General features: G+C 38.7%; 23 protein-coding genes and 1 pseudogene. 8 read left to right on the top strand and 16 right to left on the bottom strand.

Annotated features, from left to right (window positions below; genetic code table 11):
* Positions 1–54 precede the first annotated feature (54 nt).
* Positions 55–1464, bottom strand: a complete 1410-nt coding sequence (locus ODQ17_RS14770) for an FAD-binding oxidoreductase (RefSeq protein ID WP_004789757.1) — start codon at positions 1462–1464, stop codon at positions 55–57.
* A gap of 378 nt (positions 1465–1842) precedes the next feature.
* Here ODQ17_RS14770 and serA point away from each other — a divergent pair, with 378 nt between their 5' ends.
* From serA to ODQ17_RS14755, 3 genes are all read left to right on the top strand, one after another.
* Entirely contained in the window at positions 1843–3075 is a 1233-nt protein-coding gene (serA, locus tag ODQ17_RS14765) for a phosphoglycerate dehydrogenase (RefSeq protein ID WP_004789759.1), read from the top strand.
* A gap of 98 nt (positions 3076–3173) precedes the next feature.
* On the top strand, positions 3174–4058 hold the full coding sequence (locus ODQ17_RS14760) for an EamA family transporter (RefSeq protein WP_322904642.1): 885 nt from the start codon (positions 3174–3176) through the stop codon (positions 4056–4058).
* A 92-nt stretch (positions 4059–4150) separates the two neighbouring features.
* On the top strand, positions 4151–5014 hold the full coding sequence (locus ODQ17_RS14755) for an EamA family transporter (protein WP_322904640.1): 864 nt from the start codon (positions 4151–4153) through the stop codon (positions 5012–5014).
* A gap of 7 nt (positions 5015–5021) precedes the next feature.
* On the opposite strand, the gene ODQ17_RS14750 is transcribed toward ODQ17_RS14755, so the two are convergent.
* The 3 genes from ODQ17_RS14750 to truB form a co-directional block, all read right to left on the bottom strand.
* Positions 5022–5465, bottom strand: coding sequence for a hemerythrin domain-containing protein (locus ODQ17_RS14750; protein WP_001019905.1), 444 nt, complete (start codon positions 5463–5465; stop codon positions 5022–5024).
* Positions 5466–5677: 212 nt separating this feature from the next.
* Positions 5678–6454, bottom strand: coding sequence for a sulfite exporter TauE/SafE family protein (locus tag ODQ17_RS14745; RefSeq protein ID WP_005301047.1), 777 nt, complete (start codon positions 6452–6454; stop codon positions 5678–5680).
* A gap of 19 nt (positions 6455–6473) precedes the next feature.
* Positions 6474–7379: a tRNA pseudouridine(55) synthase TruB gene (gene truB / locus ODQ17_RS14740; RefSeq protein WP_107880575.1), complete on the bottom strand. Its 906-nt coding sequence runs from the start codon at positions 7377–7379 to the stop codon at positions 6474–6476.
* A gap of 153 nt (positions 7380–7532) precedes the next feature.
* Between truB and ODQ17_RS14735 the strand changes: the two genes are divergently transcribed.
* Both ODQ17_RS14735 and ODQ17_RS14730 read left to right on the top strand, forming a co-directional pair.
* Positions 7533–8564, top strand: a complete 1032-nt coding sequence (locus tag ODQ17_RS14735) for a lipase secretion chaperone (protein WP_322904636.1) — start codon at positions 7533–7535, stop codon at positions 8562–8564.
* 118 nt (positions 8565–8682) lie between these two features.
* Positions 8683–9624, top strand: a complete 942-nt coding sequence (locus ODQ17_RS14730; protein ID WP_111855345.1) for a lipase family alpha/beta hydrolase — start codon at positions 8683–8685, stop codon at positions 9622–9624.
* A gap of 53 nt (positions 9625–9677) precedes the next feature.
* Here the strand turns inward: ODQ17_RS14730 and rplS are convergent, their stop codons facing one another.
* From rplS to ispH, 12 genes are all read right to left on the bottom strand, one after another.
* Entirely contained in the window at positions 9678–10046 is a 369-nt protein-coding gene (gene rplS / locus ODQ17_RS14725) for a 50S ribosomal protein L19 (protein WP_004789772.1), read from the bottom strand.
* 219 nt (positions 10047–10265) lie between these two features.
* Entirely contained in the window at positions 10266–11021 is a 756-nt protein-coding gene (trmD, locus tag ODQ17_RS14720) for a tRNA (guanosine(37)-N1)-methyltransferase TrmD (protein ID WP_005301033.1), read from the bottom strand.
* Between the two features lie 42 nt (positions 11022–11063).
* Positions 11064–11612, bottom strand: a complete 549-nt coding sequence (rimM, locus tag ODQ17_RS14715; RefSeq protein WP_004789777.1) for a ribosome maturation factor RimM — start codon at positions 11610–11612, stop codon at positions 11064–11066.
* A 20-nt stretch (positions 11613–11632) separates the two neighbouring features.
* Positions 11633–11884, bottom strand: a complete 252-nt coding sequence (rpsP, locus tag ODQ17_RS14710) for a 30S ribosomal protein S16 (RefSeq protein WP_000260334.1) — start codon at positions 11882–11884, stop codon at positions 11633–11635.
* A gap of 146 nt (positions 11885–12030) precedes the next feature.
* A complete protein-coding gene (locus ODQ17_RS14705) occupies positions 12031–12495 on the bottom strand; it encodes a type IV pilin protein (protein ID WP_322904630.1) in 465 nt (154 codons plus the stop codon).
* Complete coding sequence (locus ODQ17_RS14700) at positions 12489–12959, bottom strand: type IV pilin protein (protein WP_267531385.1); 471 nt, start codon at positions 12957–12959, stop codon at positions 12489–12491. Before ODQ17_RS14700 ends, ODQ17_RS14705 begins: the two co-directional genes overlap by 7 nt.
* Positions 12960–12980: 21 nt before the next feature.
* Complete coding sequence (locus ODQ17_RS14695; protein ID WP_322904626.1) at positions 12981–16700, bottom strand: PilC/PilY family type IV pilus protein; 3720 nt, start codon at positions 16698–16700, stop codon at positions 12981–12983.
* A gap of 71 nt (positions 16701–16771) precedes the next feature.
* The gene (locus ODQ17_RS14690) at positions 16772–17536 is read right to left on the bottom strand and encodes a PilX N-terminal domain-containing pilus assembly protein (RefSeq protein ID WP_322904624.1); all 765 of its coding nucleotides are present in this window, start codon (positions 17534–17536) and stop codon (positions 16772–16774) included.
* Positions 17537–17538: 2 nt separating this feature from the next.
* Complete coding sequence (locus tag ODQ17_RS14685; protein ID WP_322904622.1) at positions 17539–18513, bottom strand: PilW family protein; 975 nt, start codon at positions 18511–18513, stop codon at positions 17539–17541.
* Positions 18513–19016: a type IV pilus modification protein PilV gene (pilV, locus tag ODQ17_RS14680; protein ID WP_322904620.1), complete on the bottom strand. Its 504-nt coding sequence runs from the start codon at positions 19014–19016 to the stop codon at positions 18513–18515. The genes ODQ17_RS14685 and pilV overlap by 1 nt, the downstream gene beginning before the upstream one ends.
* On the bottom strand, positions 19016–19489 hold the full coding sequence (locus ODQ17_RS14675) for a pilus assembly FimT family protein (RefSeq protein WP_267531386.1): 474 nt from the start codon (positions 19487–19489) through the stop codon (positions 19016–19018). The genes pilV and ODQ17_RS14675 overlap by 1 nt, the downstream gene beginning before the upstream one ends.
* Positions 19490–19659: 170 nt before the next feature.
* Positions 19660–20610 carry a 4-hydroxy-3-methylbut-2-enyl diphosphate reductase gene (gene ispH / locus ODQ17_RS14670; RefSeq protein ID WP_005301007.1) on the bottom strand — a complete coding sequence of 317 codons (951 nt, stop codon included), beginning with the start codon at positions 20608–20610 and terminating at the stop codon, positions 19660–19662.
* Positions 20611–20732: 122 nt separating this feature from the next.
* Between ispH and gmk the strand changes: the two genes are divergently transcribed.
* The 3 genes and pseudogenes from gmk to ODQ17_RS14655 all read left to right on the top strand — a co-directional run.
* Complete coding sequence (gene gmk, locus ODQ17_RS14665; RefSeq protein ID WP_004789787.1) at positions 20733–21362, top strand: guanylate kinase; 630 nt, start codon at positions 20733–20735, stop codon at positions 21360–21362.
* A 72-nt stretch (positions 21363–21434) separates the two neighbouring features.
* A complete protein-coding gene (gene rpoZ, locus ODQ17_RS14660) occupies positions 21435–21713 on the top strand; it encodes a DNA-directed RNA polymerase subunit omega (protein ID WP_002116990.1) in 279 nt (92 codons plus the stop codon).
* An 80-nt stretch (positions 21714–21793) separates the two neighbouring features.
* Positions 21794–21883 (top strand): annotated as a pseudogene (locus tag ODQ17_RS14655) (hypothetical protein); the annotation flags it as partial.
* Between the last annotated feature and the right edge of the window lies 1 nt (position 21884).

Here is a 21884-nt window from a genome sequence, read left to right as displayed (position 1 = left end):
TGCCTTGCTCGGTTACTCTGTAGAAACTATGTAGTCCTACAAAATAGATCTAATTTAAAGATCAAATAATTTACCTGGGTTCATCAAACCATTCGGATCAAATACTTTCTTCAAAGCTTTCATATATTCAATTTCTTCAGGCGAACGTGAATACTCCAAATACGGCTTTTTCGTCATACCTACGCCATGTTCAGCAGAGATTGAACCATCGTATTTTTTCACGGTATCAAACACATATTTATTCACAACCTGACACTTCGCAAAGAACTCATCTTTGGTTAAGTTTTCAGGTTTCAAAATATTTAAGTGCAAGTTACCATCACCGATATGACCGAACCAGCAAATTTCAAAATCAGGATAGTTTTCTTGAACAATTGCATCAATCTCACGAATAAATGCAGGCACGTGAGTAATTAATACTGAAATATCATTTTTGTATGGAATAAACGGCGCGATTGATTCAGAGATATCTTCACGTAAACGCCATAAACTTTCTACTTGGTCAAGACTCTGGCTCATTACACCATCAAGTACCCAACCCTGCTCCATGCAATGCTCGAAGATTTCCATTGCTTTATCGAGAATCGGCTCATATGGTGCTTCAAATTCAAGCAATACATAGAATGGGCATTCAGTTTCAAATGGACGTTGTACATGCCCGTGGTCTAAAACTTTTTGCATTGCAAGTTCACCAAAGAACTCAAATGCAGTTAAATCGATATCTTTTTGGAACGCATGTAATACAGGCATTACTGCATCAAAATCAGGAACACCTAAAACTAAAACTTGTAAGTTTTGTGGTTGACGCTCAAGTTTAATTTCTGCTTCAGTCACTAAACCTAATGTACCTTCGCCACCAATAAACAAATGCTGTAATGCATAACCAGTTGCATTTTTAACCATGCCTTTGTTTAAACGTAAAATATCGCCTTTACCAGTGACAACAGTTAAACCAAGCACCCAATTACGTGTCATGCCGTATTTAATAACTTTAATACCACCGGCATTGGTACCGATATTACCGCCAATCTGGCTAGAACCCGCTGACGCGAAATCAACCGGATAATACATCCCTTGCTCTTCAGCATAGTTTTGCAATTGTTCAGTCACTACACCAGCTTGCACTCGTACCATACGATCTGCCGGGAAGAACTCAAGAATCTGGTTCATTTTGTCCATGCTAATGACAATTTCACCATTGGTTGCTACAGCACCAGCAGAGAGACCAGTACGACCGCCTGACGGTGTAATCGCAATATTAAACTGGTTCGCAAGCTTTACAACTGCCTGAACTTGTTCAGTGGTCGATGGAAAAACGATGACCGATGGGTTCGGATTAAAATGCTTGGTATGATCTTTACCCCAGTTTTCGAGACTATCAGCATCGGTTTTAATACGGTTTTCACCGACGATTGCTGTTAATTGGGTGAGTAACTCAGGTGTTAAAGCGACTGGAGCATTCATCGTTTGCAGACCTAGCAAGAAGTAAACTATGGTGGGAATATGACTTCATATTTTCAGGGTTTTCACCTGAGCAAAGCCATAATGTTCAAGGAACTCCTATATTCTACATGCAACAGCTCAAGCGATAAAGTTCAGAATAGAGATACTGTCACTACAAAACATGTTTAACGTAAATAAATGCTTTTCTATGGGACTTTCAGAGAAAAATCACATTTAAATCTCATACCAAACCTATTCTAAATGACTCACAAGCCATAAATAGAAGTGATTAGACATAGATAAAATTGCCATAAGACGATGGCGCAAACGAAATATCTATAGTACCGACCATTATGTTATGATAGCGCCACCAAATTTGGCCTTTGTAGCGGAGCCGTAATGAGCCAACATCTTTCACTACCTAAAGATAAAATCCGTTTCCTTTTGTTAGAAGGCGTTCACCAAAACGCAGTCGATACTCTAAACGCTGCGGGTTACACCAATATTGACTATCGCAAAACTGCTCTTGAAGGCGAAGCACTAAAAGAAGCTGTTAAAGATGCTCACTTTATTGGTATTCGTTCGCGTACCCAATTGACTGAAGAAGTTTTCGAAGCTGCAAATAAATTGATCGCAGTGGGCTGTTTCTGTATCGGAACAAACCAAGTTGATCTTAAAGCAGCAATGGCACGTGGTATTCCTGTATTCAACGCACCGTATTCAAATACGCGTTCGGTTGCAGAGCTTGTACTTGCTGAAACAATTCTTCTTCTTCGCCGTGTTCCTGAAAAATCGGCGGCTTGTCATCGTGGTGGTTGGGACAAGTCTGCTGTCGGTTCTTTCGAAACTCGTGGCAAAACTTTAGGTATTGTAGGTTACGGTTCCATCGGTTCTCAGCTTTCTGTTCTTGCTGAAAGCTTAGGTATGCATGTGATTTATTACGATGCAGTAACTAAATTACCAATGGGTAATGCTCGCCAAGTTGGTTCGTTAGACGAACTTTTAGCGACTGCTGATGTAGTTACATTACATGTGCCTGATGTTCCATCTACACGCAACTTCTTCACTAAAGCACAATTTGCAAAAATGAAAGAAGGCGCAATCTTCCTAAATGCTGCACGTGGTACATGTGTAGTGATTGAAGATTTAGCGGATGCCATCAAATCTGGTCATATTGCTGGTGCAGCGGTTGACGTATTCCCTAAAGAACCAAAAGCAAATGGCGAAGAGTTTGTTTCTCCACTTCGTGGCTTAGACAATGTGATTTTGACTCCTCACGTTGGTGGTTCAACCATGGAAGCGCAAGCAAACATCGGTTTAGAAGTTGCAGAGAAATTTGTTGCTTACTCTGACAAAGGTATGACGCTTTCTGCAGTAAACTTCCCAGAAATCGCATTACCATTGACTGCTGGCCAACACCGTTTATTGCACATCCACAAAAACGTACCGGGCGTATTGTCTAAGATCAACAACTTGTTTGCTGAGCAAGGCATCAACATTTCTGGTCAATCACTCATGACTAAAGGTGACATCGGTTACCTCGTAATGGACGTTGACGCTTCTGCTTCTCACGAAGCTTTAGATATGTTGCATGAAGTTGAAGGTACAATTCGCGTGCGCGTATTGTTCTAATACGAACTGTAAATTTAAAAGCCACAGCATTGTCTGTGGCTTTTTTATGGACATTTACATTATCATGTGAAAAGTATACCAATCGATCAAATAATAAAATGTCCAGTTCGAACCAGAAATCTCAGCTACATGCGTTGGGTTTTCTCATTCTCGCTATGCTGAGCGTACAAAGCAGCGCATCTTTAGCTAAATTTCTGTTCCAGAGCTTTCCTACCCTTACCGTTTCAGCAATGCGCTTATGCTTAGGTGCAATTATTCTTGCCTTTATTTTTAGAATTTGGCGAATTAACTTTAGTCAGGTCCGCTGGAAAGCTATTTTAGCGTATGGCTTTGCTCTTGCAGGAATGAACGCACTTTTTTATCTGTCAATTGAACGGTTACCCATTGGTATTGCAGTTGCTTTTGAATTTATTGGCCCCTTAAGTGTGGCCTTATACCATGCACGCCAAAAATATGATTTTGTTTGGGTCAGTTTAGCGATTGTTGGCCTCATTTTACTTTTCCCTTTCAATCAAGCTCATAGTCTGGATTGGATCGGAGTATTATTTGCGGTTAGTGCTGGCGCATGTTGGGCACTTTATATTATTGCTGGACAGAAACCATCAGGTATATCTGGCAATCACACTGTGTGTTTAGGAATGAGTGTGGGCGCATGCATCTTATTACCCATTACTTTTTTCTCAGGCTCAATAGGGCAAGTTATCGAACTCCCATATCTTGTTTATTTTATTGGTTTGGCAATTTTAGCCAGCGCATTACCCTTTTCTTTAGAAATGCTAGCCCTACGTAATTTAACGCCCTTAAGCTTCGGAACATTGATGAGCATAGAGCCAGCAGTTGCTGCACTTTCTGGTTTTATCTTTTTAGGTGAATATTTGTTATGGAATCAATGGTTGGCACTTGCAACAATTATTGCAGCTTCGGTCGGTTGTACCATAACTACTCAAAAAGCACGTCAGGAACGTGAAAAAACAGTAAGTTAAATCGGCTAAAACCACGAGTTAAAACATGGCATTCGCTATAATTAACCTTTGTTAGTTTTAAATAATATTTGATGAGGCCCTAGGGTATTTCCATGCAGAATCTTCCTATTATTGCTGTGCTATATATGATTCTGTCGATGGTCTCATATCAAATCAGTGCTTCATTTGCTAAGCAGCTCATTGCAATATTAGACCCTCTTACCGTTACAGTTTTAAGGCTGAGTTTTGCAACGGTTATTGTCGCGATCATGTTCCGCTCATGGAAAATCTGGTCACGCTTACCCTATTTAAAATGGCGTGATTTATTGATGTACTGCGCATCTTTGGGTCTCATGAATATTTTATTCTATACGTCACTTGGGAAGTTACCTCAAGGAATTGCCGTGGGCCTAGAATTTATTGGTCCATTAGGTCTAGCTCTACTTTCGATTAAACAAAAGAGTGACTACATTTGGGTGGCATTCGCGATGTTAGGTATTGCACTGATGGTGCCTTGGCAAGACCCAACGCAACACCACTTTTCCTATGTCGGTGCTGCCTGCGCGCTAGGTGCTGGATTTTGCTGGGCCTTCTATATTTATTTTGGTCAGAAAGTTGTGACCCAAAATATAGGGATGCATGCTTTAACCATTGGAATTGGATTATCTGCCCTAACCTTACTACCGATTAGCATCTGGCATAATGCTCCTGCATTACTTGAAACACAGTATTGGGGTAAAGCATTACTTATTGCTATTTTAGCAACGGCTATTCCATATGCACTTGATTTAATGGCACTCAAACAACTTACTAAATTAACTTACGGCACCCTAACGAGTTTAGCACCAGCATTGGCAGCATTAACGGGTTTCTTATTACTTCACGAAGAAATCAGCATGCTGCAATGGGTGGCTTTAGGTTGTGTAATGTTGGCATCAATTGGCGTTACTGTAAGAAGTACTAAAAAAGTAGCATAGTTAAATATTATTGCTGCTTTTTATACTTTTTATATTCCTTTAAATATTTATTACCGAGTGTTTCTTTTTCACTATCTTTAAGGATTTTTCCCGCCTGTTGAAAAAATTTATGCTCTTCTTCTTTTAAATGATGATGAACTTTTTCACTCAACTGTTTGGCAGTTGCTAACCAGCTTGGGCTACTCATGTCGGTTTTTTCGAGCTGCTCGACCAACTCATCCATTTCATGATGTTCAGATAAAGCATGTCTCGTAATATCTAAACCCACATCATCAAACATTAAAGGAATATAGAGATAACGATCTTCAGCAACTGAATGGGCATAAAGTTCATTTTTTAATGCATCAAATAGTTCTTTTCTTTCTTCGGTTAAACCATGTGTCTGAATAAGTTGTTCAGAAAGGTTACGTTGATTTTCATGGCTTTCTCTTAATGCTTCGAAAATATTCATTCTCTTCCTCATTTTTTAGCTAAAAAATCTTTTTTATTTCAAGGTTTATCATACGTTGAAATCTATAATGTTTAAGTAGCTTAAAATGAGACTATTTTTTACACAGTTTTCTTTCTAGTAAACTTCTGTAATGATTTTTATATTTCTAATTTTAAATGATACATAAAAGTATGAACTGCATTTTAGGGACAGCTCATACTTTTTAATCTTATTTAACCCGTAACAAACATTTGATAGCCCAAACGACAAATCAGAATACTCACTAAAATTAAAAAGATAATACGAACAAATCCACTACCGTATTTAAGCGCGGTACGTACTCCAACAACAGAACCAAGCACGTTTGCAACAGCCATCATTAAACCAATATGCAAAATAGCGTGACCTGTCGGAATGAGGAAACTCAAGGCAGCTAAGTTCGTCATAAAGTTACCGATTTTTGACAAAGCTGAAGCATGCAAGAAATCAACTTGTAAAAAACGGATAAAGAAGAAAATAAAGAAACTACCTGTACCCGGCCCAAAAATACCGTCATAAAAACCAATCGCTAAACTACCTATAGCAGCTAAAATCAGCATTTTATTGGTAATTTTTTGCTCAGTATGAACCTGTCCGAAGTTCTTTTTAACTAACGTATAAACAGCAATCACAATCAACATCACGAACACGAAAGGACGTAATACCGATTGAGGAATAAGCGATAAACAAGCTGCTCCAGCAAAAGAGCTAATCAGAGCACAAATGGCAATAACTGCTAAAAGCTTCCACTGCAATTTTACTTTTTTAGCAAATGTATAAGCAGCCGATGCTGTACCAAAAATGGATGAGACTTTATTAGTACCAATCACCGTAGCAGTCGACATGTTAGGAAAAGTGCTCATGATCCCGGGAATCTGGATGAGTCCACCGCCACCCACAGCAGCATCAATTGCTCCCGCAGTAAACGCAAAAAAGATCAAACTAAGGATAACATCCCATTCCATGCCCATGCTCTATACTCTACATCTACTACAAATTTAAGATACGCTTAGGTACCAACCGTTTTTTATCGGTAATCTCAGCTAAGCCTAAACAGCGCTCACCCGAAAAAACCAAAACTTCTGCTTCTGCAGAATGCTCAATATTGCTTTCCAAACCGTTGCAAAAATATTTTTCACGCCCTTCAGGCACCTGAATTTTCAGGAAATGGTCAACCGGAGCATAAACAGGAAGTAACAATGCTTCTCTTTGCTCTTCAGTTAAGCTTTCCAGATGTTCAATGGTATAACTCGGGATGAGCTCAAAATGTCCTGTTTGAGTCCGGTTTAGCATCGTTAAATGCCCACCACAACCAAGTGCTTCACCAATATCTTCACCGAGTACACGAATGTATGTTCCTTTAGAACAAGTGACATCAAGAGTGATACTATTTTCGGTAAATTCAATGAGCTCTAAAGCATAAATTGTGACTGGGCGTGCTTCACGCTCAATTTCAATACCTTTTCGGGCAAGCTCATATAATGGTCTGCCTTCTTTTTTCAAAGCCGAATACATCGGCGGAACTTGTTGAATATCACCTCTAAATTTTTCTAAGGTTTGTTCAATAAGCTCTTGGTTGAGAACAGGAACGGAGCGCTCTTGTAGAATCTCTCCTTCCACATCACCTGTCGTTGTGGTTTGCCCCAATCGAACAGTAGTTTGGTAGCGCTTTGTTGAGTCCAGCAAATAATGTGAGAACTTGGTGGCCTCTCCCAAACAAATCGGGAGTAAACCTGTCGCCAATGGGTCTAAAGCTCCAGTATGACCTGCTTTTTGGGCGCGATATAACCAACGCACTTTTTGCAAAGCCGCATTTGAGCTGAGCCCTAATGGTTTATTTAATAGAAATACACCACTGATATGGCGACGAGAAATTTTTTGATTTTTTGTCGTCATTTTTACTGGAACACAAAGCTAGAAAAAAGTGCCGACATGTTAGCAAATTCGACAAGATATTTTCACAATATTTAGGTGCCTTTTCACTTATTTTATGGCACATTAATGATCGAGTAAAAAAACAACAAATTAAAACTTAAGGAAGATATCTTTATGCACGGAATGCAGAAGAAGGTATTGTGGTGCGTGCTCGGATTTTTTATTTTGAGCCTCATTGCATGTGTCTATTGGTTAAGTCCTGACTCAAAAAAAACATCAGCCCAAGTCAATGAAAATACAGCTCAAAACTTAGCATCAGCTTCACTCACAGATCATTCATCGTTAAATGAAGATGCTTACCATAGTAAAAGTCAGCAAGACACTGAAGTTAACTGCCAATTAAAAATTGATAGTTCTCAACATTTGGTCGTGAATAGTCAAGCGCGCGACTGCTTTGAATATTTTATTACTCAATATGGCGAAAACGATTTAGAACAAATCAAAAATCACTTTGGGAAATTTATTCAAGGACAATATTTAGAACCAGCACGCTCACAGATTATGGATTTATGGGCCCGCTATTTAAAATATCGTGAACAGCTTGCTCAAATCCAAACACCTTCAGCAAAACAACAAGATAAAAATTATTTTCAAAAGATCTTTAATTCAATTCAAGATATAAGAAAACGTTTCTTTTCGACTTCTGAAATTGAAGGCCTTTTCTCGAGCGAAGATATCTATCAGAACTATACGCTAGATCGAATGCAGATACTTGAAAACTCCTCTCTAAGCGAAATTGAAAAAGCACGAAAACTTAAAGAACGTTTTGAAGAACTTCCAGAAGACTGGCAGCAAAACCTGCAAGAACTTTCTAAACTTGATGATTTACATACACTGACCAAACAAATTAAAGCTCGTAAGGGTTCAGCAGAAGAGCTTAGACAAATGCGTACAGCACTCGTTGGAGCCGAGGCGACTCAACGATTAGAAACTTTAGATACAGAGCGGAATTCTTGGCAACAAAGGGTCACAAGTTATCTCGATGGTCGAGATGAAATTATTAAAAGTAACATGAGTGATAGCGCCAAAAATCAAGCTATTCAACAGTTACGCCAACAACAATTCAATTCATCACAAGAACAACTAAGACTTCGAACTTTTGAAACGGTCCATGATCAGGGAGGTGAGCTGCCATTTAATTACTAAGCCTTCCCTTTTTTTGGGAATTGGCTAAACATTCACTAGCAGTAAGAAGCTGCTTTTCATACAAAATAAAAATAGTGAGTAAAAAATGAAAAGGAAGTTAATGTTTTTCTGCGCTGCAATGCTCTCAGGACTGAGTATTTCAGCGGCCCATGCAACAAATGCTGAACAAGTTAAAAGCTCGTTCGTTTATTCATCTTACGCGCAGACAAAATATCCAATGGTTTTTAATCATGGTATGGCAGGTTTTAACAGAATTGGAACAGATACGCTTGGTCTCGATTACTGGTACCAAATTCTTCCTGATCTTGCCCGCAATGGAGGAAATGTCTGGGCTACAAGGGTCTCACCATTTAACTCAACAGAAGTGCGTGGAGAACAACTTGCCCAGCAAGTAGAAGAGATTATTGCCATTACTGGTAAACCTAAAGTCAACTTAATCGGTCATAGCCATGGGGGTCCAACAATTCGCTATGTGGCTGGTATCATGCCAGAAAAAGTTGCCTCACTTACCACGATTGGTGCGCCTCATAAGGGATCACCAATGGCAGATGTCATTCTGAACGTTGAGGGTACTCCTCTGTCTGGACTGGCAACGTTAGTAAATTGGTTTTCAGCAGCGATTACTTGGGCAGGAGGTCTAGATCCGACTAGCTATCCGCATGACTCTTTAGCAGGCGCCCATAGCTTATCAACTCAAGGTTCAGCTCAGTTTAATACTCAATTCCCTATGGGTATACCAACCACCTCTTGTGGTGAGGGAGCATATCAAGAGAAAGGCATTTATATGTATTCTTTCTCTGGAAATAAAGCCTTAACCAATCCATTAGATCCATTTGATATTGCTCTTACAGGCAGTAGCTTAGTGGTCGATCCATTTGGTGATAATGATGGACTTGTTTCTCGATGCAGTGCCAAATTTGGTAAAACAATTCGTGATGATTACAACTGGAATCATTTAGATGAAGTGAACCAAGTACTTGGAATACGTTCTATTTTTGCATCAGATCCGGTCTCAGTTTACCGTCAACATGCAAACCGTTTGAAACTTCAAGGACTGTAATTTTTTAAAACAAAAAATGCGCCAAAAGGCGCATTTTTTTACTCGCTATAAGCTTACGCTTTACGAGCTGGTAATTTTTCACGAATACGTGCAGCTTTACCAGACAAGTCACGGAGGTAGTAAAGTTTAGCACGACGAACGTCACCACGACGTTTCACTTCGATTTTAGCAACAACTGGTGAGTGAGTTTGGAATACACGCTCAACACCAACACCGCTAGAAATTTTACGTACTGTGAACGCAGAGTTCAAACCACGGTTTTTCTTAGCAATTACAACACCTTCAAATGCCTGAAGACGTTCACGCTCACCTTCTTTTACTTTAACTTGGACAATAACAGTGTCACCAGGAGCAAAAGCAGGGATATCAGATTTTAACTGTGCATTTTCAACAGCTTGAACTAAAGGATGTTTACCACTCATTGTGGGAATCTCCAATATGTGCGGAGTCAGAAGAGGTCTGAAATTCCGCTGGGGATAGAGGCTAAAGCGCATATCAACCCGTTTATCTTTCCCTTTACGACAAAATGTCTATAAAGAGCCTTAGAATATACATAAAACTATTCATTAAATAGAATCATGCTTTAACTCGAAGCATTGCTTCTCGTATTTTTGCAGAACTTCCGTTCCTGAGAATAGTGGTTAAGAATTACCACCGCTCTCTTGCGCATCTTTTAGCCATTTTTTCTGCTGCTTATTCAACTCTACTTTCTCAGTCAACTCTGGTCGACGTTCTAAAGTTCGTTGATAACGCTGCAAAAAGCGCCATTTTTCGATATTGCCGTGATGTCCAGATTTTAAAACTTCTGGTACATCCAACCCTTCAAAATGGTCTGGCTTTGTATATTGTGGACAATCTAAAAGACCATCAACAAAAGAATCTTGTACTGCTGATTGTTCATCTGACATTACATTCGGCAAACGGCGAATAATACTGTCAAGTAACACCATAGCGGGCAGTTCACCACCTGATAAAACGTAATCACCAATTGACCATTCCTGATCAACATAATGCTGGATCAAACGCTCATCCACTCCCTCATAACGTCCACACAGTACAATTAAGCCGTCATAATCAACAAACTGCTGTACTGCCTGTTCATTTAAAGTTTTGCCTTGTGGAGACATGTACACCACAGGAACATGAACATGTCCTGCTTGTGAGGCAAGCTGTTTGGCATGCGCAATTGCTTTCGCCAAAGGCTCAGCCATCATCACCATCCCAGGGCCACCACCAAATGGACGTTCATCCACTCTTCTGTAGTTTCCCTCAGCAAAATCACGCGGGTTAATACAAGTAACTTGTACGATATCTCGTTTTGCCGCACGTCCGCTGATGCCGTAGGCTGTAATCGCTTCAAACATTTCAGGAAAAAGCGTAATGACTGCAAAAAACATCACAGACTCCTCTATTTTCCTGCTGTATTAATCCTAAAAGGATTAATAATCTACGCCCCAATTGACGTAAATACGACCAGCTTCAAGATCAACACGTTGTACTACATCTTTATGCCAAGGAATCATGCGCTCCTCTGAATCAACGCTGTCTGGGGTAGCATGTACCACCATCACATCATTAGCTCCAGTTTCAAACAATTCATGAATTTTACCTAAGTTTACTTCCTGCTCTTCATCATCAAGACCAAACACTGTTAAGCCTTTTAAATCTGACCAGTAGTACTCATCTACATCTGCTTTTGGCAGTTGAGACTTAGCAATCCAGATATTAGCGCCAACCAAGTTTTCTGCCCCTGTGCGATCACTCACACCTTTCAAAGCAACAACTAGGCCTTTGCCATGTGGTTTCCAACGTTTTACATCTATTGTTTGCCAACCGGCCTTGGTCTCAATGTACCAAGGCAGGTAGTCAAACATGTTGCTCATAGGTTCTGTATTTGAATACACCCAGAGCCACCCATTCAATCCATAAGCTGAACGTAACTGTCCAATCTGAATACGATCTTCGGGAACATTCTGTGTTGATGTCATGGGCTACCTACTACAAAAAATTATGCAGTAGCTTTTTTAGCTTGAGCAGCTAAAGAAGCAACACGTTCAGAAGGTTGAGCACCTTGAGAAACCCAGTGAGCAAAACGGTCTGCATCTAAACGAAGTTTTTCTGCTTGACCTTGTGCAGTCGGGTTAAAGAAACCGATACGCTCGATGAAACGACCATCACGTGCATTGCGGCTGTCAGTCACAACGATTTGATAGAATGGACGTTTTTTTGCGCCGCCACGTGCTAAACGAATAACAACCATGATAAAAGCCTTATAATTCTTACGGATTATCCCTGCGCCGACCATCGGCAACACTTCAAACCCCTTTCATAGAGGGCGACATTCTACGTGATTTTCGCCCTGAAAGAAAGATTATTTTTTGAGTTATCCGCAGTTTTGAATTTAAATTAACGTCCATCCCAATTCGAAGTTGCAGAAGGAACACAAGCCGTACCATTATTAATATCGGTACCCTTTGTCCAACAACGCTCACCACGATAATTTAAAACGATATTTCCGTCTCCAGTCTGTGAAGTATTTGCAATCGGTGTTGCAGTTAACACCCATGTTTCAGCGGTTAAAGCACTAGAGGTAACTGGGGTCAAATTGACTGTATATAGACGAGTGCCATTTGCAGGATAAGATGATGCAATACCCAAATCTGAAGCCGTAGCTCCACTAACTTTAAAATTAGCTACTTTATAACGTTGAATCTGCATAGCAATCTGTTGCAATGTAGTTTGCATATCCACACGCTTAGTATGACGAATATGCTCTTTATATGAGGGATAAGCTATCACTGCTAAAATCGCAATAATTGCCACAACAATCATTAACTCAATTAAGTTAAAGCCTTTGATTTTATTTACCATGGCTCAACTCCAGTACCACAAGTTGTATAAGTGACATTACTAGTAGCTTTGTTCTTACAACGTAACCCACTACTATTAAACAAAAAAGTAAAATTATTAGGATCGGAAGCCTCTGCTCGGATAACCCAGTTTTGTCCTAAAGCTGTAGTATCTGTTAAAGTTTTTGACGGATCATCGCCATCTCTTACCGTTATTTTATATTTAACAGTACTACCAGTCGCACCAACAGGCAAAACTACAGGTGCGGTAGTCCCTGTAGAAAAACCTTTATAATTAAAATTTCTAGATTTATGGCGATTGAGCTGTATGGAAATTTGCTGGATTTCCTGTTCTGCACGAGAAGCATCAGCACGCAAAACATAGGCTCGATATGAAGGAAGTGCAATTGCAGCAAGAATAGCTACACCAGCTACTACGATCATTAGCTCAATTAATGTAAAACCTTTGGAATATGACGTTCTCATTTGTTTCATGCCAACTTCCTACTAGTTTTTCTCATACCAACGCTGTGGAATTAAAGCTAACTTTGTACCATATCGCTTATCTTTAATTAGATTACCCTGTATACCTGAAGTATCAACGTTTGCAACAATAAGACGAGTAGATCCCGCTGTATCTGCTGCCCCGATAGAAGCTGATGTAATACCCGCCCCCAGACTTAAACGATAAGTATCTTTTGTACCACTTGCGCACTGTCCATAAGGCATACAGAATAAGTTTACAAAGCTTTCTCCTTTTACCCCTGCACCGCAATCACCAGCCAGTCCCGACTTACTCGCATCAAAAGTACTAACAAATAGATCATTATTAATAACTAACGGCACGCTCATTATCTTTTCGCTTTGCTGCTTATTGGACTTAAATCGATAAAACCACCCATTACTGCTATAGGGTGCAGCTAAAGTCTTATTAGAAAAACGATTTGTATCAGTAATTTCAGCTAAGGGATTTGCAGCCGTTGTATTTTTAGCTTCTGTATTTAATGTAATATCTGCATATAAATCACGACGAGCAACATCTTTATCATAAATATTATAAATTGCATCATAATCATATGACGAACCAACAGTATACTCTGCCAAAGGTTTACTTCGATTACCACTGCCCAAAGTAATTACAGCAAATGGAGTTCGTTCATAGTCATAAATTGAAAAAGCGGGCTGTTCATAAAAGCGAGGACTATATTGTCCATTATGTAAATTTAATAATCGAACCACACGTGTTGCAAAGCCACCTATCGTAGAAGAAGAATTATTCAAATCTATGCGAAAAGCTTGCCCCCCCAAGTCTCCAAAATAAAGATGATCCACCAAGCCATCAGCATCACGATCAATGGCTTTAATTTCACTAACAACGCTATATTGAAGATTACTATTCTTTGTCGCAATCAAACCTGAAGTTGTTGTAGCAGCACTTGATGCAGTGGCATTATCACTCGCCCACCAAAGCAAATCGCCATTCTCAGCATCAAACATATATACACCAGCACCGGTTTTGTTTGTCTGACTATAGCTATCATTTTCATAACCAGCGTCATACCCTCCACCAACAAACATAACTAACTTACGTACTCCCCCCCACTTTACCCAAGCAATTGTTGGCTTGGACCAACTTTGTCCCATGTACTGTAGAGCCGAAACTGTCTTTGAAGTACCATTTGCATATATTTTCTGATTAAGAGGATCAATATGAAATTTGAGCTTTGGATTATTTATATCTGCTAAATCAAGTGCGTAGTAACTATTTCCTCCCATACGTAAACCACCATATACGTATTGTTTTCCTTTTAAGTTACCCTTACCTGTTCCTACTGTTAAGTTACCGCTACTATCCGCTACGAACTCTGTATAAGCTTTCCAAGGACCATCTACACCATAAAATAGATTGTGCATTCCCCCATTCGTTGAATCAAATTTTGCGAAAGCTTTATATTGATTATCAACCATTTCATTTGGAACAAAAGCAAATTTTTCTTTACCAGTTGAGGCATCAACTACGTGTAATAATCCTTGTGTCGAGCCAAAGACAATATAATCCTCTCGATTTTTTGAACCCAAGGTATTATTGCTATATGTAATTTCACCTTTGTTTGTAATCAATATAGGTGATGAATGCATTACAGCTCCAACTTGACGAAGTTCGGATGCCGTAGAAAGTAATGTTGCATTAATTGTTTCTGGCTTAGTTGCATCAACTGCATAGCCAAGTAAATTCATTAAATAACCACGCTGAGGATCTTCCTTGTAACTATCCTCAGTTAAGTAACTTAAATTTATTTGCTTTAATGCATTTGCTGAACTTTCACTTATTGTTAATGTAGTCCCTGTTCCACTTATACTTCTGTTAGTTAATAACTTACGATTGGCTGTATCTGTATTTGTTGCAGATGTACGTAATGCTAACTGTGATTTAACTCCCCCCATCCATGCAAACTTTTGACTTCCATAAGTTGTCTCATCTGCATCTTTCACATCATCTTGTACATCAGGTGACCACAAATCATTATTTGCCAGTAATTTACCCTGGCTATCAACGATTAAAGTATTATTTTTATCCGTCAGACGGCCACTATTATTTACATTATATTTTTTAAGGTTTCCAGCCCATAGTTGATAATTCTTATCTGGAGTAGGTTGAAACTGAGGATAATAGGCATAATTTTGAATAGCAGTTGGATTCAGCTCATCTTGGGGTATAGTAGGTGTACCTGTAGTCACCGCAGGAATGTCTGTACTCAAATTATCAATAAAATCATTTACGCTATTCACAATATCCTGAGAACTTGATCCTGAATACCACCCTCCTTCTCCAATAATTCCCCAATAAGCAGCTTTTTTTACATTGGTATCAATCGTACCGAGATTAGCAATATTCTGTGCTTGCGTAAGCGTTTTGTTATAAGAAGGAGCATCATTAAATTCTGAACCAAACCCAACAACAGCAGTTCTTATTTTTAAACCTAAAGGATTTGCAGTTGCATCAAGTAACTTTAAAGCAAACTTATGAATGCAATCCCAACCATCAGCAGTATTTGTACAGCTAAAACTACTTCCTTTAGTTGATAAAGCAGTTTGCATCAAATTTTGAGAACCCAAATTATTATTAGGTTCACCATCTGTTAGGACATAAACACCCTGGCCACTACACTGCTTAATGCTATCAGTTTGAGTTAAAGAATCTGGTATTTTATAAGATAGAAGACCTATTTTTTTACTTTCCGTAACAGACAATGGAAAACCACTATAGGGATGCGGACCATAATAATAATAACCACTATACCCACCTAAAGTCCCGCTACTTCCCTTTGTATAACCAGATGGCAGTGACCCACTATTCCAGTTACTCCAAGTCCCGATACATGCACCGTTTGCATCCCAATTATCACATACAGCATAAGAGCCATAGTTATTCTGGAAATATACCTGCAAGTTTGCACTATTCGTTGATGTTCCCATTAAGTAAGAGGCAGCCTCTGCATAAGAACGTGCAGTAGGTGTATTTGTTTGTGCTGGCAATCCTGAAACTGCTGAAAGTAGTAATGACCTTTGAGTAGAGCCTCCTACTAAATCCCCTAATGGTCTTGCGGGTACAAGAACTCGTCCCATACTGTAAGACTGATTGTTATATACAACCCCTAAAGTTGATAATCCAATTACTTTATCATCTGATAAAGCATCGATACCTTTAGCAGTATTGCCGTTTAATAAATCAAATACCCCATCTTTCACACGGGTAATACGATCATAATATTTCACGACATCTGAACTGTAACTATACGTATATCCACTATAAGGCCCCTCAGTTCCTGTTGTAGCAGGAGGTAAGCCTGTCATGGTTTTTCCTAAATAAGTTCCTGAACAATCTTGATATTTAGTTGGTTTATTCGTACATTCCTCATAATAATAAACTTTATTCCTACCTGTACCTTTACTATAACTTCTATATAAATAAACCTTATTACTTCCAGTTGCTTCGCAATACGCTCGTGTATAAGGTACTGTTGATGTTATTGCTTCAGTACCTGAAGCAATATAACTTGCCCCACTTGGTAGATCACATGCTGTTTGACCTTTCATACTTCCCGAAATATCCAGCATTAGCATTAAAGTAATTTTTCCAGATCTAGCTTGCTGATAAATATCAATATCACTAGCCTGTACTACACTAGAACAGATGAGTGTTGTTAAAAGTGATGTTCCCGTCATTACTCCTAACTTACTACGATTCTGAAAGATAAAATCTCTTTCTTTTTTATAATTTTTCATGCTTTCCCCAATTAAGTAAAACCTTGTGCAATCGTGTATTCAGCTACTTGCGTTGTGTATGGAACATTTAGTCTATGTAAACAGGCTGAAACACTTTCCGTCGCTCCTGTCGCTGGTGTTAATACATCAGATGGCTGTATAACTTGATTCATTTTGCTCGAAAGGCATTGATCTATATCTGCCTTAGATGCAGTGGACAAAGATGGAATAAAAGAAGTAGCAAAAACAACAACTTTCTCAGTGTCTTCCATTTTGACATTTTTAGTATCCGTACCACGCAAACTATGCTGAAATGGATCACTTTCAGTAGATGCAAACTTTACTGCTACCTGCGTCATCACGACACTACGACCACTCGTAAAATAATTTTTTGTACTATCACTAGAATTAGATTTACAGTAGCCATCAGCTCCTAAAGCACTTCCTGTTGGAGCAGACGCCCCAGCTATCCATTGCATAATGCTGGCATTTGCTAGACTAAAAAACTGGCTCTGATCACCTCTGTAGCAAAACACTAATTCTTTATCTTTATTAGCATCACCACGGATATAACCAAACATTCCATCACGGGCTAAATTTCGCAGTAAATTACTACCATCTTCCACATTAAATAAGGCAGCATCCGAGTTTTGGACAAGCAACTGCTGGGCTTGACTATTTGTAACAATATTTAATGACATCAAACTTTGACGGATAGCTAATGTGCCAATTATCGTAATTACGAGTAATAAGACCAATACAACAATTAAGGTTGCACCTGTTTGATTTTTTTTCATTTTTATCGGCTCCCAAAGCCATTTCTCAAGGCAATTGTCTGGGAAATAACCTGCCTAATATATTTCGGGCTATTTGACTGTGGAGTCTTAACCGTTACTGTACGATCGAGCACATTAAACGTTTGATTATCCTTAATAGCGGTATCCCGCCCTAGAGACTGTACAGAACGCGTTAGTATCCCCAATTGAACTGATAAAATACGTGGTCTCGGTGAAGCATAATTCGTTAAATAATCATGAGAACTAATATAACGATACTGTCCATTTCCAACGTCAATACCTAATAGAACTCTAAAATAATCAACGCGTTTCATAATGATCTGTCCAGCATCTCCAAAACCCGTAATTTCTGTAGGTGAACCAGATTTTGGATAATGACCAGAGTCACAAGCTAATGCCAGTGCCTTATTGGGTTCACTTGTTAATGCTCTTGTATCAACTCTTAAAAAATATCGCTCTACAATATAATTATTTGTTGTATTAATTGACTGCCCTTCACAGTCAAAACCACCTATTTCAGTAGGAGCATACTGAATAACTAACTGATCGCTGGTAAAATCATTAACATTAGATGCGCCCGCCCATGCAGGGGCAGTGCCTACACTATCTCCATCGCTTTGAGTTAGTAAGGTTAAAGGAGCTTTTGCTTCTAAAATAGAATTGGGTAAATTAGCAATTTTAGTATTGGCATTTAATGTATCAATAAAGGCATTCGCTGTAGAAGTAAGTACAACTCCACCATATGTTGTTTGATCATTCATAAATGCTCGACCAGCATCTAGATTAGCTAGTCTGATATCTTTAACTATGTAGTTCAAACCAAAATTAGCATTATCCTGTAAATCTGTCGCACCGTGCTGTAACGTTAAACTTTTTTGTCCGGTAAAAAATAATAAAATTGCTGCAGCAGTAATAATCAAGCCTAAGGTTAAAGACAGCATTAACTCAATTAAAGTAAAACCATATTGGTTTTTCATTAATAAACCTCCATGATTAAACAAGTTGATGCCGCGTTATAACTTGTGCCATTAGTACAATCTGTTACACCATCACCATCTGTCGCACTGGTATCAGCCCACGCAACATAAATACAATTACGCCCATTATTATTACCTTTGCACGTCATCATATTTATAGTCATACCTAAGGCATCTGCATTTTTTGCAACCTGAGAAACATCGAAATCTGCTAACTCAGTTGAAGTACAATTACTTGTTGAACAATTTTTCTGAGATATTTTTTGATTTTCAGCTGTGCTGATTTCTGTTTTATATTTATTTAAGGCTGAGCGGTTTACTCTTATTCTTTCTGCTAAATCACGTGCAATATTAATTCCCTGTGCACGATATGTAGCCTCCGAAGTAGCTTCTACTGCCCGATATTGCAAAGCCACATATCCCAAAACACCTATCGCGAGTAAAAGTAAGGCAACTAATATCTCCACCAATCCCATACCTTTTTGATTTTTATAATTTAGCATTAGCAAGTTTCCTTTGGATTCATAAAGATGGAACCCAATTTTGATAAAACAAAACTTTTCTTAACGTGTAATTGAGAATTGCACATAGAAATAAGCAAATCTTGTGAAATACTAGAAACTGTTCCATTTGCTATAAATATGATGCTTGATGTAGATAGTGATGTTGTAGTTCCATCTGCTGCTAAAAGTTTTAGCTCAAGACTATTATCTTCTTCTGCAATCCAGTTAAAAGTTGTTAAGGTATTAGCAGCATTTGAGTTTAAATTTACAGAAACATTTGCATGACTTAGTACTGCCTGACTTTTAGCATTAGATAGCGTGTTGACTAAGTCTCTTTGATTAGTATCAAACCTTATACTTTCGAATAAATTTGACATAGACGGCGCAGCCATCATCGCAATGATGGTCATTACTGTAATCGTCACCATGAGCTCAACCAAGGTGAACCCTTCTTGTGGAATAATTCCCCTCATCCCCAGAACCCCAAATAAACTTAAGAATTTTTTATTTATTATTTAAATTTTACGGCTTAGATTTACAAAACAAATACAAAGCAGATAAAGGGTATAAAAAAACAGATAACTGTCATATCAACAATTATCTGTTTACTATTTTAAAATCAGTATGTTAAATAAATCACACTTTATGCTTGAGTCACATGAATTCGTAATTCTTTAGGAAGGCTAAAGGTTATGTTCTCTTCACGTCCATCTAATTCTTTAGGTGCTTGCGCACCCCAGTCTTGTAAACGTTGAATCACTTGCTTAATTAGAATTTCTGGTGCTGAAGCACCCGCTGTCACACCAATTTTGCACGTATCATTAAACCATGACTGTTCTAACTGATCAGCATTATCTACAAGGTAAGCCGCCTTACCCATGCGCTCTGCAAGCTCACGTAAACGATTTGAATTTGACGAATTAGGCGAGCCTACAACTAAGACCACATCACACTGCTCCGCCAAGTCACGTACAGCATCTTGTCTGTTTTGAGTAGCGTAGCAAATATCATCTTTACGCGGACCTTGGATCTGAGGAAATTTTGCACGTAAAGCATCAATAACTTTAGCTGTATCATCAATAGATAAAGTTGTTTGAGTTACAAATGCAAGTTTTTCAGGATGTCTAACTGCAAGCGCAGCAACATCAGCTTCATCTTCAACTAAATAAATGTCACCACCTTTCAATTTGTCATATTGACCCATTGTTCCTTCAACTTCTGGGTGCCCTTCATGACCAATTAAAATGGCTTCAGTACCTTCTCGTGCGTATTTAGTCACTTCAATATGAACTTTAGTAACTAAAGGACAAGTTGCATCAAATACTTTTAAGCCTCGACGCTCTGCTTCTTGCTGAACAGCTTTTGAAACACCATGAGCACTAAAAATTACAATTGAGTCATCCGGAACCTGATCTAGTTCATCAACAAAAACCGCCCCTCTTTGACGTAAGTCATCTACCACAAATTTATTGTGTACAACCTCATGACGCACATAAATAGGAGGGTTAAAACATTCTAAAGCCCGATTGACGATTGCTATGGCTCGATCAACACCGGCACAAAAACCACGCGGATTAGCTAACACAATTTCCATAACAGCCTCAAAATTAATAAAACAGGGGAATTTCTCTTGAATATTTGCAATTAAAACTATTCAGTTTAAACGCACGGTACACTACAATAGCGAAGATATTTTATCATATCAGGAAAAATATCATGTCGGGTCTATTGTTTGTCGTTTCTGCTGCATCAGGAACGGGCAAAACATCTTTGGTGAAAGCCCTGCTTGACCGTGTGAGCAATTTACATGTTTCAGTCTCACATACTACCCGAGGTCAACGTCCCGGTGAATTAGATGGTGTTCACTATCACTTCACTACAAAAGATGAATTTCTAGACCAAGTCAACCATGACGGTTTTATTGAATACGCTGAAGTATTTGGTAATTACTATGGCACTTCTCAAGCAACTGTAAAACAACAGTTAGCTCAAGGACACGATGTTCTACTTGAAATTGATTGGCAAGGTGCAGAGCAAGTTCGCAAACTTTTTCCTGAATCCAAGCAAATATTTATTTTACCGCCAACACAGTTTGACCTTCGTCAGCGTTTATCTAATCGCGGCACAGACTCAGTTGAAGTCATTGAACATCGTTTAAGCTGTGCAGTTGAAGATATGCAGCATTACACGAACTTTGATTACATCATTATTAATGATGACTTTAATAAAGCCTTACATGAGATTGAAGCTGTGATCACAGCAAACCGTCTAGTGTTATCTCAGCAAGCGAAACGTTATCAAACATTAATTCAAGACTTGATTACTCCTCAACCAAAACAGGAATAACTTGAGTCTAGATCGAAAGCCTTTTATACTGTTTAGTCTGTTCAAATTCACCATTCCAAAACGAGAACTTTTATGGCACGCGTCACCGTTGAAGATTGTTTAGATCATGTAGACAACCGTTTTGAGCTTGTGCTCGTTGCAAGTAAACGTGCTCGTCAATTGGCACGTCAAGGCATGGAGCCAACTGTAGAATGGGATAACGACAAACCGACTGTAGTTTCTTTGCGCGAAATCGCGGCAGGGCACGTTACGAAAGAAATTCTTAAGCAACGTGAACAAGATTATCAAACTTCTAGTCTTGATCTTGCTCTTTCTACAAACAGCTTGAATTTAGAAGGTTTTTCTTTCTAATTAATTCTGTTTCATAAAAAAACCATCGTTTTTCTGCGGTGGTTTTTTATTTGGCTTTGTCTTGAATTTAAAGATATTGAAAAAAGCAATTATTTTCATTGAAAAAAAAATACACTTTTTCAAATGAAAAAATTGACAAGTTCCGCAATATGCTTTTCATTAAGAAGTAGA

It is taken from the genome of Acinetobacter sp. IRS14 (genome assembly GCF_034650275.1).
GTDB lineage: Bacteria > Pseudomonadota > Gammaproteobacteria > Pseudomonadales > Moraxellaceae > Acinetobacter > Acinetobacter oleivorans.
This window is presented reverse-complemented; position numbering and strand designations above follow the sequence as displayed.

What these genes read in the sequence shown, in the direction of transcription:
- ODQ17_RS14770 (WP_004789757.1), bottom strand. Translation starts at nt 1,464, where the DNA reads ATGAATGCTCCAGTCGCTTTAACACCTGAGTTACTCACCCAATTAACA.
- serA (WP_004789759.1), top strand. Translation starts at nt 1,843, where the DNA reads ATGAGCCAACATCTTTCACTACCTAAAGATAAAATCCGTTTCCTTTTG.
- ODQ17_RS14760 (WP_322904642.1), top strand. Translation starts at nt 3,174, where the DNA reads ATGTCCAGTTCGAACCAGAAATCTCAGCTACATGCGTTGGGTTTTCTC.
- ODQ17_RS14755 (WP_322904640.1), top strand. Translation starts at nt 4,151, where the DNA reads ATGCAGAATCTTCCTATTATTGCTGTGCTATATATGATTCTGTCGATG.
- ODQ17_RS14750 (WP_001019905.1), bottom strand. Translation starts at nt 5,465, where the DNA reads ATGAATATTTTCGAAGCATTAAGAGAAAGCCATGAAAATCAACGTAAC.
- ODQ17_RS14745 (WP_005301047.1), bottom strand. Translation starts at nt 6,454, where the DNA reads ATGGGCATGGAATGGGATGTTATCCTTAGTTTGATCTTTTTTGCGTTT.
- truB (WP_107880575.1), bottom strand. Translation starts at nt 7,379, where the DNA reads ATGACGACAAAAAATCAAAAAATTTCTCGTCGCCATATCAGTGGTGTA.
- ODQ17_RS14735 (WP_322904636.1), top strand. Translation starts at nt 7,533, where the DNA reads ATGCACGGAATGCAGAAGAAGGTATTGTGGTGCGTGCTCGGATTTTTT.
- ODQ17_RS14730 (WP_111855345.1), top strand. Translation starts at nt 8,683, where the DNA reads ATGCTCTCAGGACTGAGTATTTCAGCGGCCCATGCAACAAATGCTGAA.
- rplS (WP_004789772.1), bottom strand. Translation starts at nt 10,046, where the DNA reads ATGAGTGGTAAACATCCTTTAGTTCAAGCTGTTGAAAATGCACAGTTA.
- trmD (WP_005301033.1), bottom strand. Translation starts at nt 11,021, where the DNA reads ATGTTTTTTGCAGTCATTACGCTTTTTCCTGAAATGTTTGAAGCGATT.
- rimM (WP_004789777.1), bottom strand. Translation starts at nt 11,612, where the DNA reads ATGACATCAACACAGAATGTTCCCGAAGATCGTATTCAGATTGGACAG.
- rpsP (WP_000260334.1), bottom strand. Translation starts at nt 11,884, where the DNA reads ATGGTTGTTATTCGTTTAGCACGTGGCGGCGCAAAAAAACGTCCATTC.
- ODQ17_RS14705 (WP_322904630.1), bottom strand. Translation starts at nt 12,495, where the DNA reads ATGGTAAATAAAATCAAAGGCTTTAACTTAATTGAGTTAATGATTGTT.
- ODQ17_RS14700 (WP_267531385.1), bottom strand. Translation starts at nt 12,959, where the DNA reads ATGAGAACGTCATATTCCAAAGGTTTTACATTAATTGAGCTAATGATC.
- ODQ17_RS14695 (WP_322904626.1), bottom strand. Translation starts at nt 16,700, where the DNA reads ATGACGGGAACATCACTTTTAACAACACTCATCTGTTCTAGTGTAGTA.
- ODQ17_RS14690 (WP_322904624.1), bottom strand. Translation starts at nt 17,536, where the DNA reads ATGAAAAAAAATCAAACAGGTGCAACCTTAATTGTTGTATTGGTCTTA.
- ODQ17_RS14685 (WP_322904622.1), bottom strand. Translation starts at nt 18,513, where the DNA reads ATGAAAAACCAATATGGTTTTACTTTAATTGAGTTAATGCTGTCTTTA.
- pilV (WP_322904620.1), bottom strand. Translation starts at nt 19,016, where the DNA reads ATGCTAAATTATAAAAATCAAAAAGGTATGGGATTGGTGGAGATATTA.
- ODQ17_RS14675 (WP_267531386.1), bottom strand. Translation starts at nt 19,489, where the DNA reads ATGAGGGGAATTATTCCACAAGAAGGGTTCACCTTGGTTGAGCTCATG.
- ispH (WP_005301007.1), bottom strand. Translation starts at nt 20,610, where the DNA reads ATGGAAATTGTGTTAGCTAATCCGCGTGGTTTTTGTGCCGGTGTTGAT.
- gmk (WP_004789787.1), top strand. Translation starts at nt 20,733, where the DNA reads ATGTCGGGTCTATTGTTTGTCGTTTCTGCTGCATCAGGAACGGGCAAA.
- rpoZ (WP_002116990.1), top strand. Translation starts at nt 21,435, where the DNA reads ATGGCACGCGTCACCGTTGAAGATTGTTTAGATCATGTAGACAACCGT.